Annotated in this window: 13 protein-coding genes; 9 read left to right on the top strand and 4 right to left on the bottom strand. The window is 62.7% G+C overall.

Annotation, left to right across the window (positions count from 1 at the left end; all coding sequences use genetic code 11):
- The first annotated feature begins 49 nt into the window (after nt 1-49).
- Complete coding sequence (locus P3T18_RS14410; protein WP_429300591.1) at nt 50-2,017, top strand: putative bifunctional diguanylate cyclase/phosphodiesterase; 1,968 nt, start codon at nt 50-52, stop codon at nt 2,015-2,017.
- Between the two features lie 10 nt (nt 2,018-2,027).
- On the opposite strand, the gene P3T18_RS14405 is transcribed toward P3T18_RS14410, so the two are convergent.
- Nucleotides 2,028-2,756: a DUF899 family protein gene (locus tag P3T18_RS14405; protein WP_429300590.1), complete on the bottom strand. Its 729-nt coding sequence runs from the start codon at nt 2,754-2,756 to the stop codon at nt 2,028-2,030.
- Nucleotides 2,757-2,949: 193 nt separating this feature from the next.
- Between P3T18_RS14405 and P3T18_RS14400 the strand changes: the two genes are divergently transcribed.
- Both P3T18_RS14400 and P3T18_RS14395 read left to right on the top strand, forming a co-directional pair.
- On the top strand, nt 2,950-3,888 hold the full coding sequence (locus tag P3T18_RS14400; RefSeq protein WP_429300589.1) for a LysR substrate-binding domain-containing protein: 939 nt from the start codon (nt 2,950-2,952) through the stop codon (nt 3,886-3,888).
- Between the two features lie 83 nt (nt 3,889-3,971).
- Entirely contained in the window at nt 3,972-5,225 is a 1,254-nt protein-coding gene (locus tag P3T18_RS14395) for an MFS transporter (protein WP_429300588.1), read from the top strand.
- A 9-nt stretch (nt 5,226-5,234) separates the two neighbouring features.
- Here P3T18_RS14395 and P3T18_RS14390 read toward each other — a convergent pair whose 3' ends face one another.
- Complete coding sequence (locus tag P3T18_RS14390) at nt 5,235-5,849, bottom strand: peroxidase-related enzyme (RefSeq protein ID WP_429300587.1); 615 nt, start codon at nt 5,847-5,849, stop codon at nt 5,235-5,237.
- Nucleotides 5,850-6,174: 325 nt separating this feature from the next.
- On the opposite strand from P3T18_RS14390, the gene P3T18_RS14385 reads away from it, so the two are divergent.
- Complete coding sequence (locus P3T18_RS14385) at nt 6,175-7,194, top strand: VTT domain-containing protein (RefSeq protein ID WP_429300586.1); 1,020 nt, start codon at nt 6,175-6,177, stop codon at nt 7,192-7,194.
- 12 nt (nt 7,195-7,206) lie between these two features.
- Here P3T18_RS14385 and P3T18_RS14380 read toward each other — a convergent pair whose 3' ends face one another.
- Both P3T18_RS14380 and P3T18_RS14375 read right to left on the bottom strand, forming a co-directional pair.
- Complete coding sequence (locus P3T18_RS14380; RefSeq protein WP_429300585.1) at nt 7,207-8,700, bottom strand: aldehyde dehydrogenase; 1,494 nt, start codon at nt 8,698-8,700, stop codon at nt 7,207-7,209.
- A 109-nt stretch (nt 8,701-8,809) separates the two neighbouring features.
- Nucleotides 8,810-9,361 (bottom strand): cupin domain-containing protein, encoded by a 552-nt coding sequence (locus P3T18_RS14375; protein ID WP_429300584.1) that lies wholly within the window; start codon nt 9,359-9,361, stop codon nt 8,810-8,812.
- A gap of 396 nt (nt 9,362-9,757) precedes the next feature.
- On the opposite strand from P3T18_RS14375, the gene P3T18_RS14370 reads away from it, so the two are divergent.
- The 5 genes from P3T18_RS14370 (at nt 9,758) to P3T18_RS14350 (ending at nt 15,125) form a co-directional block, all read left to right on the top strand.
- A complete protein-coding gene (locus P3T18_RS14370) occupies nt 9,758-9,979 on the top strand; it encodes a hypothetical protein (protein ID WP_171983793.1) in 222 nt (73 codons plus the stop codon).
- Between the two features lie 304 nt (nt 9,980-10,283).
- Complete coding sequence (locus P3T18_RS14365) at nt 10,284-11,078, top strand: gamma-glutamyl-gamma-aminobutyrate hydrolase family protein (RefSeq protein WP_429300583.1); 795 nt, start codon at nt 10,284-10,286, stop codon at nt 11,076-11,078.
- 34 nt (nt 11,079-11,112) lie between these two features.
- Nucleotides 11,113-12,447: a glutamine synthetase family protein gene (locus tag P3T18_RS14360; RefSeq protein ID WP_429300582.1), complete on the top strand. Its 1,335-nt coding sequence runs from the start codon at nt 11,113-11,115 to the stop codon at nt 12,445-12,447.
- A 46-nt stretch (nt 12,448-12,493) separates the two neighbouring features.
- A complete protein-coding gene (locus tag P3T18_RS14355; RefSeq protein ID WP_429300581.1) occupies nt 12,494-13,930 on the top strand; it encodes an aspartate aminotransferase family protein in 1,437 nt (478 codons plus the stop codon).
- A 73-nt stretch (nt 13,931-14,003) separates the two neighbouring features.
- Entirely contained in the window at nt 14,004-15,125 is a 1,122-nt protein-coding gene (locus P3T18_RS14350; RefSeq protein WP_429300580.1) for a polyamine ABC transporter substrate-binding protein, read from the top strand.
- Nucleotides 15,126-15,294: the final 169 nt, after the last annotated feature.

Raw genomic sequence — 15,294 nt, 5'->3', positions numbered from 1 at the left:
GCCGTTATAAAAGGCTGCGTGCGCAGCGCAAACGTTTTCAAGGAAGCAAATGGTCCGATTAGCCAGATTGAGGGAGATGCTATCGGTCGCCGAGGGCGACCCGGAACTCGTGCGCTCGCAACTCGAGGCGTTCCGCCGCCAGACACCGCTGCTTTATTTCATCCTGCTGGTGAACACGCTGGCTGTCGCCGTCACGCACCTCGGGATGGCGCCGGCGTGGCTGACCATCTACATTCCCGCCGTGCTGTGCTCCCTGTGTGTCGTCCGTTGCGTGCAATGGTGGCACAACCGTCAGCGCGTCTTGACGCACGCCAAGGCCGTGCCCGAACTGCGCAAGCTGGTCTGGCTGTCGGGTTTGTTCGGCACCGCGTTCAGCGCGTGGTCGCTGATGCTGTTTCCGTACGGCAGCGCGTACGAACAGGCGCAAGTGGCTTTTTATATCGCCACCACCGTGGTCGGCTGCGTGTTCTGCCTGATGCATCTGCGCGCGGCTGCGTTGCTGTTGCTGTCGATTTCGATCGTGAGCTTCGCGAGCTTCATGGTGTCGACGGGTCACCCCGTTTTCATCGCGATGGCGATCGACATGACGCTCGTCGGCGTGGCGCTCGCGTTCATCATCGAACTGTATTACCGGACCTTCGCGGGCGTGGTGCACGCCCAGCGCGAATTGCAGGCAAGCCAGCAGAAAACCCAGAAACTCAGCGACGACAACTTCCGGCTCGCGAGCATCGACAGCCTGACCGACCTGCCGAACCGGCGCAGTTTCTTCGCCTCGCTGCGCGCGCTGTCGGAACAGTCGGCCGGCGGCAACGGCGGCTTCAACGTCGGGCTGATCGACCTCGATGGCTTCAAGCAGATCAACGATGTGTACGGTCACGCAAGCGGCGATATCGTGCTGCAGGAAGTGGGCTTCCGTCTGCTCGCGCTCGCCGAACCCGGCATTTTCTTCGCGCGCCTCGGTGGCGACGAGTTCGGCATACTCGCGCAGAGCAAGCTCTCGAACGAGGCGCTCGTCGAACTCGGACAACGCGTCTGCGACGCGCTCCGGCAACCGTATCGGGTCGCCGGCAACGTGGCGGAACTGACCGGCACGATCGGCTGGGCCGCGTTCCCGGAAGCCGGCGACACGGTCGCGCAGGTGTTCGAACGCGCCGACGCCGCGCTGTACGTCGGCAAGGAAAGCCGTCGCGGCACGCCGGTGATTTTCTCGAAAGAGCATGAAACGCGGATTCGCCGGTCGAGTCTCGTCACGCAGGAGTTGCGGCACGCCGACCTCGAAGCGGAACTGTTCCTCGAATTCCAGCCGATCTACGATCTGCTGACGCAGCGGCCAATCGGTCTCGAAGCGCTCGGCCGCTGGCACAACGCGCGCCTCGGCGCCGTCAGACCGGAAGAGTTCATCCGCATCGCGGAGCGCACCGAACTGATTCTCGGCGTGACCGAAGTACTGCTGCACAAAGCGCTCGCCGAAGTGTCGCGCTGGCCGGCCGAGCTGTATCTGTCGTTCAATCTGTCGGCCATCGACATCTGCACGTCGCCGCGCGCGCGCCGCCTCGTGGATATCGTGGAGGCGAGCGGCGTGCCGCCGCATCGCGTCACCTTCGAGATCACCGAGACCGCCGTGACGCGCGATTTCGAACAGGCACGCAGCTCGCTCACGATGATCAAGCAGGCCGGCTGCCGCGTCTCGCTCGACGACTTCGGCACCGGCTATTCGAGCCTCAGCTACGTCCACCGCCTGCCCTTCGATACGATCAAGATCGACCGCAGCTTCATGACCGACGTCGACACCAATACTGCGTCGAAGAAGATCGTCCGCTCGGTGCTCGACCTGTGCCGCAATCTCGGCCTCGAATGCGTGGTCGAAGGTCTCGAAACCGTTTCACAGGCCGAGGTAGTCAAAGGACTCGGCGCGCGTGCCGTGCAGGGCTATCTGTTTGCCCGGCCAATGCGCGCGGGCGCCGTGGCCGGCTACCTCGAAACCGCTACCGGCGACGACTACCTGCTGATGACGTAAGCGCGCTTCGCTAGCGCGCAGCGGCGCCGTAGTCGAGCTTCGGATACCAGTTCGTGCCGCGACCGGCCGGCGTCATGTCGAGCACGGTCCAGAGCGGCATGACGTCCGGTGCGCCGCGCGGGTCCTGACCGGGGTCGGCGGTCGACGGCCCCATCTCCGCGGCCCAGAAGTGACGCACCACCTTCCCCGAGCGCGAGAACACGTTGAAGGCCGGGATGTCGTCGCCGTCCGGATCTTCGCCGGCGTAGTCGCGATTGAAGGTATTGCCGCCCGACGAATAGAGCCGCAAATGTCGCCAGCCCCGCTCTTTCGCGAACGCCATCAGCTTGTCGATGGGCGAGCGGCCGATCACGGCGAACGCGACGCGCTGCAGGATATCGGGCATTTCGCCGTCGTAGGCACTCAGCAGCGACGTGCACATGGGACACGGCCGCTCGCGACGCGGACCGAACATCCAGTTATACGTGATCAGCGTGTCGTGCGCGCCGAACATCTGCGAGAGCGTGACCGGCCCCGTTTCGCCGACGAAAACATAGTCTTCCGGCACCACGCCGCCTGGCGGCAGCGCGCGCCGCTGCGCCGCGACCCGTTCGATATGGCGGCGCAATTCGATTTCTTCGGCCAGCAGCGCGTTGCGGGCGCGCCGGTAATCGGCGCTTTCGCCGGGAAAGCGCCTCGGCAAATCGGCCATCTGTCGGGCGGATTTCAGAGCCGGAGTGGCGGATTCGATTCCAGTCATCGGCAATCTCCTTGCATGACGTGAAGGACAATGCTGCGATGCAGCGCGACGTCTTGTCTTGTCGCGCCGCTCATCGCAGCGGCTTCAACCTGACGACGATCCGCGCGCGTCCGGATCGACATGGCGGCAAAAAATATTTTCGTGAAGGCGCGGTATTCTTCACGGTAATTTATTCACCCCGAGGAGTGCTGTCATGCCGCTTCGTCTGCCTCCGCTGCCCGCGCTGCGCTTTTTCGAGGCGGCCGGCCGGCATCGCAGCTTCAAACTCGCCGCCGCCGAACTGAACGTGACGCCGAGCGCGATCAGTCACGGCATCGTCGGACTCGAAGAGGCGCTCGGCGTCGAGCTGTTCGTGCGGGAGCCGCGCGGCATTTCGCTCACGCCGACCGGCGCCGATTACCTCTCGTATATCGCAGAAGCGTTTTCGCTGATCGCCATCGGCACGCAGCGTCTGCCGAATCACCGGAGCAACCGCCCCATCGCGCTCAGTTGCGCGCCCACCCTCGCCTCGCGCTGGCTGCTGCCGCGCCTGCAAGGTTTTCGCGCGCGCTGGCCGGACGCCAATGTCACCGTGGATACTTCCCATCGTCAGGTCGGCTTTCCCGTCGACGGCTTCGATTTCGCGATCCGCATGAGCCGCACGCCCGTTGCGGGCGCATCGTGGACGCGGCTCTTCGGCGAACGGCTCGTGCCCGTGTGCAGCCCCGCCTATCGCGACGAATTGCGCGAACGGCACGGCACATTCGATCTGCGTCACGCGACCCTGATTCACGTGAACGCGGCAAGCGAAGACTGGCAGGCGTGGTTCGACGCAACCCGCGAAACACTGCAATCGCCGACCGACGATCAGGAACCCGAACTATCAGACGGCTTACGCGTGGACACCATCCAGCTCGCTTTCGAAGCCGCGTCGATGGGTCTCGGCGTCGCGCTCGGCAGGCGTCCGCTGGTGGATCGCGATCTCGCCAGCGGCCTGCTCGTCGAAGTGTGCGCGCCGACGGTCGCTGCCAGCACGGCCTACTGGCTGGTCAGCGCGGACAACGTCGAACGCCGGCCGGAGTTGTTCGACTTCCAACAATGGCTGGTCGCGCAGGCCGAACCATTCGACGTGCCGGAAACCGCGCACAGGTGAGCGCCGCTCATCTGTCGTCAAAAACTTTTCTTTTGCCGGTTCCAGGTCTCGCTGCGACCATGTTGTCGAAGGAGACCCGAACCATGTCCAGCACTCATCACTCACGTTTGCCCCTTCGCCTCGACCCGGTCACGCTCGTGATCGTCGCCGGCGCCCTCGTTCTCAGCGCGGCGATGGGCACGCGGCAAACCTTCGGCCTGTTCATCGGGCCATTCTCGTTCGACCGCGGCCTGCCGGTCACGCTGGTTGCCTTCGCGATCGCGCTGCACAACCTGGTGTGGGGTTTCACGCAGCCATTCGCAGGCGCGGCCGCCGATCGTTACGGCTCGGCGCCGGTGGTCGCATTCGGCGCCACCACGTTTGCGGCGGGGCTCGGCCTGGCGGCCGTGGCGCCATCCGGTCCGCTGCTGATCGTCGGCATGGGATTGCTGGTCGGCATCGGCGTGAGTTGCACGACCTTCGGCGTGGTGCTGCCGGCAGTCGGCCGAATCGTCTCACCGGAGAAGCGCAGCATGGCCATGGGGCTGGTGAGCGCGGGCGGCTCGGCGGGTCAGGTGCTGCTGGTGCCGTTCGCGCAGGGCGTGCGGCTCGGTGCCGGGGTCGCGGCCTCGCTGTTCGCGCTCGCCTTCCTGATGCTGCTGATCGCGCCGCTCGGCATGCTGCTCGATCGCCGTGCGAGCGTGGGCGTGCCGCAAACGGACGCGCGTCCCGAAGCGCTGCGCGCCGTGCTCGGCCGTGCGTTCCGCCACCGCGGATACCGGCTGCTGACGCTCGGTTTCTTCACTTGTGGATTCCAGCTCGCCTTCATCGCCACGCATCTGCCCGAATATCTGATGCTCTGCCATATGCCGGTCGGCCTCGGCGCGACCGCACTGGCGCTGATCGGGCTGTTCAACATGGCGGGCAGCTGGGGCTGCGGCTGGCTCGGCGGGCGCTTTCGTCAGCATCGCGTACTCGGCTGGCTTTACCTCGTTCGCAGCGCCACCATTGCGGCGTTTTTCGTGTTGCCGAAAACGTCGGTATCGGTGGTGATATTCGCCGCTGTCATGGGACTCACGTGGCTCGGCACCGTGCCGCTGACGAGCGGACTCGTCGCCAAGGTGTTCGGCACCCGGCATCTCGGTAGTCTGTTCGGCTTCTGCTTCCTGAGCCACCAGATCGGCTCGTTTCTCGGCGCCTGGCTAGGCGGTCTGGTGTTCGATCTGACCGGCTCGTATTCGCTGCTGTGGGAAGCCACCGTGGCCGCCGGCCTGATCGCCGCGCTGCTGCACTTCCCAATCGACGACAGCGCGCTCGGCACGCCCGCGCCGCTCGCGAAACAGCCGGCACGGGCCTGAGCGCTCCGGCTACTTCTTCGCGTCCTTCTTCGTTTCGCCGGGACTCTTCGGCACGCGTCCCATCAGGAAGAACTCGTCGTTGGGCCGCATGGAAATCACGTTCGCCATGCGGTTCGAGAGCCCGAAGAATGCCGTGATGGCGGCGATGTCCCAGATGTCTTCGTCGGAAAAACCCTGCTCGCGCAGCGTGGAAAAATCGTTGTCGTCGACGGTGCCCGAAGCACGGCACACTTTCAGCGCGAAATCGAGCATGGCCTTTTGCCGTGGCGTGATATCCGCCTTGCGATGATTGACGGCCACCTGATCGGCAACCAGCGGCGCCTTTTCGTAGATCCGCAAGATCGCGCCGTGCGCGACCACGCAGTACAGGCACTCGTTCACCGCGCTGGTTGCCACCACGATCATCTCGCGCTCGCCCTTGGTGAGGCCGCCTTCCTTGAGCATCAGGGCATCGTGATAGGCGAAGAACGCGCGGAACTCGTCGGGGCGATGCGCCAGCGTCAGAAAGACATTCGGCACGAAGCCGGCCTTCTCCTGCACGTCCAGAATCCGGGCTCGAATGTCGTCGGGCCATTCGGCGGGCTTCGGCACGGGATAGCGGCTGATCGGCTGGGCGTTTGCCATGGATGTCTCCGTTTGTTTTAGCGCCTGCGCGGCATTGCATGCAGGCGCGGTCGAGGTCCGACGATTGTAGCAACCCTGCCCCGAACCGCGCGGGCGCCACCTCGCTTTCAGGTCGCCATTCCAGCCGGCACTCCTCGCCTTCGCGCCTGCTTTGCGCCGGCGCGGACGCATGCTTTCATCAACCTGTGCTTAAATCCGCCTGTCGGGTGCCGGCGTCCGCTTCTGCGCCGCGCAGCCATTCGTTCGACCGCTCGCGCGTCGGGAACGAAAGCTGCGAGGGCCCGGTCATCAGGCAATCTTTCATTCGCTCAAGAGGAACGCGGTTGTGTGGCATTTTCCCGTAGCAATTCCACCCTCGCTCGGCGTCTGGGCCGTATTCATGAGCGTGCTCATCACGCAACTCGGCATGCCGATTCCGGCCGCGCCGATGCTGATACTCGGTGGCACCATGGCCGCCATGGGACAAGCCTCCTACGCGGGCGTACTGGGCGCCGCGATCGGCGCGACGCTGATTGCCGACTGCCTGTGGTTCTTCACCGGCCGCCTGTACGGCCGCCGTCTGCTGAACCACCTCGTACGCTTTTCCCTTTCGCTCGACACCACCGTGCGGCTCACGCGTAACACGTACGAACGTTACGGCGCGCCGATTCTCACGGTCGCCAAATTTCTGCCGGGCCTCGGATTGATTTCGGCACCGCTGCTCGGCACGACCGCGATCGGCGTCGGCGTGTTCCTGATGTGGGATTTCCTCGGCGCGGCGCTATGGGCCGGTGTGTGGGTAATCGGCGGCGCGGCGTTGCACGATCAGATCGTGGCCGTCGTTCTGCTGGTGCGGCACAACGGCGGCACCATCGTCGACGCGTTTGCGGTTATCTTCGCGGCCGTGATGTTGTACCGATGGGTACGCCGCTGGCAATTTCGCCGCTGGCTCGCGGACGTGCGCATCACGCCGGATCAGCTCGACGGCATGATGAAATCGGCCGAACCGCCGCTGATTTTCGATGCCCGTCCGCGCAGTGTCCGCGAGAAGGAATCGCATCGTATCGCGGGCGCGCAGCCGCTCGATCTCGACTCGCCCGATGCCATCGATCCCGAACTGCTGAAGCGGCCTATCGTGGTGTACTGCGTGTGTCCCAACGAAGCGACCGCGAAACGGATCGTCGGTCAGTTGCACCGCAAGAAGCTCCATCATGTGCGGGCGCTGAAAGGCGGTCTGGACGCGTGGGAAAAGCGCGGCTATCCGGTCGAGCCGTTACCGGCCGACTTCGACATTACGCGCGCCCATCTGCAGGAAGACGAGGGCGACGAGGGCGAATACACCGTACGCGCCACCCTCGCCAAATAGACCCTTGCGTTTTTAGCGCAAACGCACCAGCGTGGATTTCAGCTCCGTGTACTTCTCCAGCGCGTGCAGCGACTTGTCGCGACCGTTGCCCGACTGCTTGTAGCCGCCGAACGGGAAGTTCATGTCGCCGCCCTCGTCATAGCAATTGACCCACACTGTGCCCGCGCGCAGCTTGCGCGAGACTTCGTGCGCGGTGGTCAGGTTCGACGTCCACAAGGCGGCGGCAAGCCCATATTCGCTGTCGTTGGCGATTCTGATCGCTTCTTCGATAGTGTCGAACGTGATGACCGACAACACCGGTCCGAAGATTTCCTCGCGCGCCACCTTGGCGCCGGCAGCCGGAATGTCGAAGATGGTCGGCTCGATATAGAAACCACCCGACTCTTCTTTCACACGCGAACCGCCGAGCAACAGCTTCGCCTCGGCGCGGCCCGCTTCGATATAGCCGAGCACGCGTTCGAGTTGCACCTTGTCGACGATCGCGCCCATCGAGGTTTTCGGATCGAGCGGATTGCCCGGCGTATAACTGCGCGCGGCAGCGATCAGCTTGTCGAGGAAGACGTCCTTGATGTCTTTATGCACGAGCAGACGCGAACCCGCCGTGCACATCTCGCCCATGTTGTAGAAGATCGCGCCGGCCGCCGCTTTTGCCGCGCGGTCGAGGTCCGGACAATCGGGCATGACGATGTTCGGCGACTTGCCGCCGAGTTCGAGCCACACGCGTTTCAGATTCGACTGCCCCGCGTATTGCATGATGAGTTTGCCGACGTTGGTCGAACCCGTGAAGGCGAGACAGTCCACGTCCTGGTGCAGCGCGAGCAGTTTGCCGGGCTCGCCCGCGCCCGGCAGCACGTTGAACACACCGGCGGGAATGCCGGCGTCGTACGCGAGTTGCGCGAGACGGATAGCCGTGAGCGGCGACTTCTCCGAAGGCTTCAGCACGACGCTATTGCCCGCGGCCAACGCGGGCCCGAATTTCCACGACGCCATCAGAATGGGGAAATTCCACGGCACCACGGCGGCTACCACGCCGATCGGCTCGCGCGTGACGAGTCCGACCAGATGATGATCGGCCGGTGCGACTTCGCCGCCGACTTTGTCGATGGCTTCGGCGAACCATTCCACGCAATACGCGGCGCCCGGAACGTCAACCGTGGTGGTGTCGCCGATCGGCTTGCCCGCGTCGAGCGTTTCCAGCAGCGCGAGTTCGTCCTTGTGCTCGCGAATCGAAGCGGCCCAGCGCAGCAAAACGGCCTTACGTTGACGCGGATTCAGATCCGACCACACTCCCGAGTCGAATGCCTGACGCGCGGACGCCACCGCCGCATCGACATCCTGCGCGCTACTGTCGGCCACTTTCGCGAGCAGCCGGCCGTCGATCGGGCTCAGGCAGTCGAAGGTACGGCCGCCTGCAGCGGCGCGATATTCGCCATCGATGAACGCGCGGCCTTCGATCGAAAGCGTTGCGGCTTTGTCTTGCCAGAAAGCGAGTGTCTTCTTGTCCATCAGGATGCCTCAATGTTATGCGCCCGGCGCGTGCCGGCCCGCATCGCCATCACGCGACACGGGTTTCCTGCGGCAATGAACTGCGCCGGGGCGCGTTGGCGCGGAGTCTTTAGAACGTAGGCGGCGAATTCGCCGACACGATCTCGCAGAGATGCTCCGCGCTGGGATTGCGAAAACGATGCGGTAAGCGACTTTCGAAGTAGTAGCTGTCGCCGGGGTCGAGCAACCACGTCACGCCGTCTACCGTCAGTTCGATCTGGCCGCGCACGATCACGCCGCCCTCGTGCCCTTCGTGCGCCAGCATTTCCGGGCCTGTGTCCGAGAGCGGCTGATACACCTCGCGCAGAATGCCCATGTTGCGATCTTTCACGCTGGACCCCGCGAGATAGAACTCGATCGCCTCGTTGCCGAGATTCGGCATGTCGGCGCGGCGCGATACCACCGAGCGCTCCGTTTCGACCTCGAAGGTGAAGAATTCCGCGAGACTCATCGGAATACATTCGAGCAGTTTCTTCAACGAGCCCACGGATGGGCTCACGCGGTTCTGCTCGATCAGCGAGATGGTGCCGTTGGTCACGCCTGCCCGTTTGGCCAGTTCGCGTTGCGACAGTCCGTTCTTTTTACGGATGTACTGCAACCGGGTCGCTACTTCTATAGACATCGCTAGGTTCTCTGACATGAAAACGATCGGGGCGCGTTGACTCGGGCAATGCCTGCCCGCGAGTGTTGAATATTCTAATCACTTTAATCATCGCGCCGCTGGGGAAAACCCTGAAAGGATTACGAAATATGTTTAGCGCAATGAATGTTCCCACTCCGCATGATCGGATCCACAACCTCGGGAAAGCCCTGATCCATCTTTCTTAAAAATGATTTGACGGCATTATTGGCTCGTATATGCTGGTTCCCAGGCGATCGTCATACCGAAGTCATGAAGCAAAGCGAACCCGTTCGCATCGGTGTGAATCGATTATCCCAACGTCCTGTTTCTTTAAACGCCCCGTGCGATATCGAGCAGACCGTTCAATACTTTCAACGTCGCTAGTCGAGTGTAATCGTGAGAGTCCGAGGCCCTTTGGTGAGATGGAATCGTAGTCAGGCGAGTTGTCCTCGCGCTGACGGCGCCATCGCCGACGGCAGCAACGGCAGCCTTGCGTTCCGCCGCTTCCTGTCCGTCTTCACGATCCTGTCCCGCCGTTCAGTTCGACGCCACAACTCTATCTCCGCGCGCGCCTTCATTGCCGTTCGCACGGACGAAGTCGCCTCGCTGCTGCCGTAGCGCCTCCCCCTTTTTCCCGCCGTTCGTTTCGTCCGTTTGCGTGAGCGCGCTCGATTGAGCCCTGCGTTCGTGCAGGTGCGGTGTCGTCTGCCGCGCATGCGCTTCGCACTGCATTCAAGCCGTGGCTCACGGCCGCGGACGAAGCGAACGGCCAATCCGATCATCACGCGCGGCGCGTTTCGCAACGCCACCGCCTGCACCACTCCGGTGGCTCGACGCCTCGCGTCCGGCTGCGGAATCGTGCCGCGCTGTGTTTAACGTCGTTCATGCCGCGTCCCGCGGGGAACACACACGTCTATTCGTTATGCGAAACAAACCTCTGGTCGGCATCAGCGCCGACAGAACGATGATGGGAGTTCATCCGTCGCACGTGGTCGGCGAAAAGTACATCGCCGCCATCGTGGACGGCTCGAATGCGCTGGCCATGTTGCTGCCGGCGCTCGGCGAACGCCAGGCGGCCGACGATGTACTGGCCACCGTCGACGGGCTGCTTTTCACCGGCAGCTATTCGAACGTCGAGCCGCATCGTTACGGCGGCCCGGCGAGTGCGCCGGGCACCTTGCACGACGCCGCCCGCGACGCGACGACACTGCCGCTGCTGCGCGAGGCAATCGAAGCAGGCGTGCCGGTGCTGGCCATCTGCCGGGGTTTTCAGGAAATGAACGTGGTGTTCGGCGGGACGTTGCATCAAAGCGTTCACGCGGTGGCCGGTCTGAACGATCACCGCGAGAACAAGGAAGACGACCTCGACGTGCAATACGCACCCTCGCATCCCGTCGCGCTGACGCAGGGCAGCCTGTTGCAACGCCTCGCGAGCGGCGCGAACGAAGCGCGCGTGAATTCATTGCACGGACAAGGCGTCGAGCGGCTGGGCGCCGGCCTCGCGGCCGAAGCCACGGCACCGGACGGACTGATCGAAGCGGTGAGCGTGAAGAACGCGCGCGCATTCGCACTGGGTGTGCAGTGGCACCCGGAGTGGAAGCATGCGAACGACGCGCTCTCGACAGCGATCTTTCGTGCCTTCGGCGACGCCTGCCGCGATCGAATGCGCACCAGGGCCGGCTATGGCGCGGCATCCGCCGCCGCCACGCATGCCTGAGCCGGTCGCGCACCAAAAAACAGAGAGAACAATCATGCATGACATCGACGATTTTCTGAAAAAGAACCGTGTCACCGAAATCGAAGCGATCATTCCGGATATGGCCGGGATCGCACGCGGCAAGATCATTCCGCGCAGCAAATTCGAGTCCGGTGAATCCATGCGCTTGCCGCAGGCGGTGATGATCCAGACCGTCACAGGAGACTATCCGGAAGACGGCACGCTCACCGGCGTGACCGACCCGGACATGGTGTGCGTGCCCGACGCCAGCACGATTCGCATGATTCCGTGGGCAGTCGATCCGACCGCCCAGGTGATTCACGATTGCGTCCACTTCGACGGCACGCCCGTCGCCATCTCGCCGCGCCGTGTGTTGCGCAGCGTGCTCGAACTGTACAAGGCCAAGGGCTGGAAACCGGTCATCGCGCCGGAGCTGGAGTTCTATCTGGTCGATATGAACAAGGACCCGGACCTGCCGCTGCAACCGCCGATTGGCCGCACCGGCCGTCCGGAGACCGGACGTCAGGCGTATTCGATCGAAGCGGTGAACGAATTCGATCCGCTCTTCGAAGACATCTACGAATACTGCGAGGTGCAGGAACTCGAAGTGGATACGCTGATTCACGAAGTGGGCGCGGCCCAGATGGAAATCAACTTCATGCACGGCGACCCGCTCAAACTCGCCGACAGCGTGTTCCTCTTCAAGCGAACGGTGCGTGAAGCCGCGCTGCGTCACAAGATGTACGCGACGTTCATGGCCAAACCCATGGAAGGCGAACCGGGTTCGGCCATGCACATGCATCAGAGTCTGATAGACGAGGAAACCGGCCAGAACGCGTTCACCGGACCAGACGGCAAGGCGACTTCCCTGTTCACGAGTTATATCGCCGGCTTGCAGAAATACACGCCCGCCTTGATGCCGATTTTCGCGCCGTATATCAACTCGTATCGCCGCCTGTCGCGCTTCATGGCCGCGCCGATCAACGTGGCCTGGGGTTACGACAATCGCACGGTGGGCTTCCGTATTCCGCATTCGGGGCCGGCTGCGCGCCGCATCGAAAACCGTATTCCCGGCGTGGATTGCAATCCGTATCTGGCGATTGCCGCCACGCTCGCGGCCGGCTATCTGGGTATGACGCAAAGGCTCGAAGCCACCGAGCCTTTACTGAGCGACGGCTATGAACTGCCCTATCAGTTGCCGCGCAATCTCGAAGAAGGCCTGACCTTGATGGGCGCGTGCGAACCCATCGCCGAAGTACTCGGCGAGAAATTCGTCAAAGCCTATCTCGCACTGAAAGAAACCGAATACGAAGCGTTCTTCCGCGTGATCAGTTCATGGGAACGCCGGCATTTGCTCCTGCACGTTTGAGCAGAACCCGGCAATCGACACGCAGAAACGAAAAACTGGAGGCAGTATGAGCTACAGAACCGAAGAAGTCGCTTACGTGCAACCGGCGCAGCCGGCCGCGAGCGCACAGGCAACGCAACAACGCAGCACCGCGGAATATCGCGCGCTGGACGCGGCCCACCACATCCATCCGTTCTCCGACATGGGCTCGCTCAACCGCAGCGGCAGCCGCGTGATCGTGAAAGCGCACGGCGTGTACCTGTGGGACTCCGACGGCAACAAGATCATCGACGGCATGGCCGGTCTGTGGTGCGTCAACGTCGGTTATGGCCGCAAGGAACTGGCCGACGCGGCGTACCGCCAGATGCAGGAACTGCCGTACTACAACACTTTCTTCAAGACCACGCACCCGCCGGTGATCGAACTCTCGGCGCTGCTCGCCGAACTCGCGCCCGAACCGTTCAATCACTTCTTCTACTGCAATAGCGGCTCGGAAGGCAACGACACCGTGCTGCGCCTCGTCCATCAGTATTGGGCGACGCAAGGCAAGCAGGCGAAGAAGGTCGTGATTTCCCGCAGGAACGGCTATCACGGTTCCACTATCGCAGGCGGCACGCTGGGCGGCATGGGCTACATGCACGAGCAGATGCCCTCGAAGGTCGAGAACATCGTGCATATCGACCAGCCGTATTTCTTCGGCGAAGCGGAAGGCAACCTCACGCCGGAAGAATTCGCTCTGGCGCGCGCCCAGCAACTCGAAGCGAAGATTCTCGAAATCGGCGCGGAGAACGTTGCCGCTTTTATCGGTGAGCCTTTCCAGGGAGCGGGCGGCGTGATTTTCCCGGCTGCCACGTACTGGCCGGAAATCCAGCGCATCTGCCGCAAATACGACATTCTGCTGGTGGCCGACGAAGTGATCGGCGGCTTCGGCCGCACCGGCGAATGGTTCGCGCATCAGCACTTCGGTTTCGAGCCGGACCTCATCACCCTCGCCAAGGGTCTCACCAGCGGCTATGTGCCGATGGGCGCTGTGGGTCTGCACGATCGCGTGGCCAAGGCGATCATCGAGAACGGCGACTTCAATCACGGTCTGACCTATTCGGGCCATCCGGTCGCCGCCGCGGTGGCGGTCGCGAACCTCAAGCTGTTGCGCGACGAAAAGATCGTCGATCGCGTGAAGACGGATACGGGTCCGTATTTCCAGCAGAAATTGCGCGACACCTTCGCGAATCACCCGATCGTCGGCGAAATTTCGGGTGCGGGTCTCGTGGCCGGTCTGCAACTCGCGCAAGACCCGACAACCCGCAAGCGTTTCGCCAACGGCGGCGACGTCGGCACGATCTGCCGCGACTTCTGCTTCAACGGCAACCTCATCATGCGCGCCACCGGCGACCGCATGCTGCTCTCGCCGCCGCTCGTCATCAATCGTCTGGAAATCGATGAAATCGTCTCGAAGGCCAAAAAAGCCATCGACGCGACTGCACAACAACTCGGCATTTCGTAACGGCAGTTCGTTCTGGCATGAGCACACCCACTTTCCACGCTCATGCCGGATCTTCACATCAAGGGAAAAAACCATGAGCGTTTGTCATCTTCGTCATGCGGTCGCGGGCGCCGCGCTTCTCGCCTTTACCGGTTTTGCTGCGCTGTCGGCGACGCCGGCCCTTGCGGCCGACACGGAACTGAACGTGTACAACTGGTCGGACTACATCGCGAAAGACACGATTCCGAACTTCGAGAAGCAGGACGCCATCAAGGTCAAGTACGACAACTACGATAGCGACGACACCTTGCAGGCCAAACTGCTCGCGGGAAGTTCGGGCTACGACATCGTCGTGCCGACGTCGAACTACATGGCCAAGCAGATTCAGGCCGGCGTGTATCAGAAGCTCGACAAATCGAAGCTGCCGAATCTCGCGAATCTCGACCCCGTGTTGATGAAGATGATCGCCGACGCCGATCCGGGCAACCAGTACGGCGTGCCCTGGGCGTACGGCACGGACGGCATCGGCTACAACGTGCAGGCCGTGCAGAAAGCGCTCGGCGCCAATGCTCCCGTGGACAGCTGGGCGCTCGTGTTCGATCCCGCCAATCTCTCGAAGCTGAAGAGCTGCGGCGTGTCGATTCTCGACCAGGCGGTGGACGTGTTCGCCGCCACCTTGCAATACATGCATAAAGATCCGAACAGCACGAACCCGGCCGATTATCAGGCGGCCTTCGAAGTGCTGAAAAAGATCCGCCCGTACATCACGCAATTCAATTCGTCGGGCTACATCAACGACCTCGCCAATAACGACGTGTGCGTCGCGCTGGGCTGGTCAGGCGACGTGGGTATTGCAAGCCGTCGCACCGAAGAAGCCAAGCGTTCGTATCAGATCAAGTTCTCGAACGTGAAGGAAGGCGGCCTGTTGTGGTTCGACGTGATGGTGATTCCGAAAGACGCGCCGCATCCGGAAGCCGCGCTGAAATGGATCAATTACATCTCCGATCCGAAGGTCAACGCCGCGATCACCAACGAAGTGTTCTACCCGACCGCGAACAAAGCAGCACGCCAGTTCGTCACGCCGGCGGTCGCGCAGGACAAGACCGTTTATCCGGGTGACGACGTACTCAGCAAGATGACGCTGATGAAGCCGATGCCCACCGACATTCTGCGTCTGGAGAACCGTCTCTGGGCACAGCTTAAAACCGGCCACTGATTTTCACGTTATTTAAAAGCGATTGATCCCGCGCTCAGGGATCGCTCGATCCCTGAGCGCATGAAGTTGCCATTACCGTAGTCAGCCTGCGCGCTTTTCTGCTTTTCCCAGCGGCGCGCAGTCCCATGTTTTCAGATCGCAGCGCAACGTGCGAGCCGCTTTCCGCGCC

Source organism: Paraburkholderia sp. GAS199, assembly GCF_050436585.1.
Lineage (GTDB): Bacteria > Pseudomonadota > Gammaproteobacteria > Burkholderiales > Burkholderiaceae > Paraburkholderia.
The sequence above is the reverse complement of the archived record's forward strand: the minus strand, read 5'-3'. Positions and strand labels throughout refer to the sequence as shown.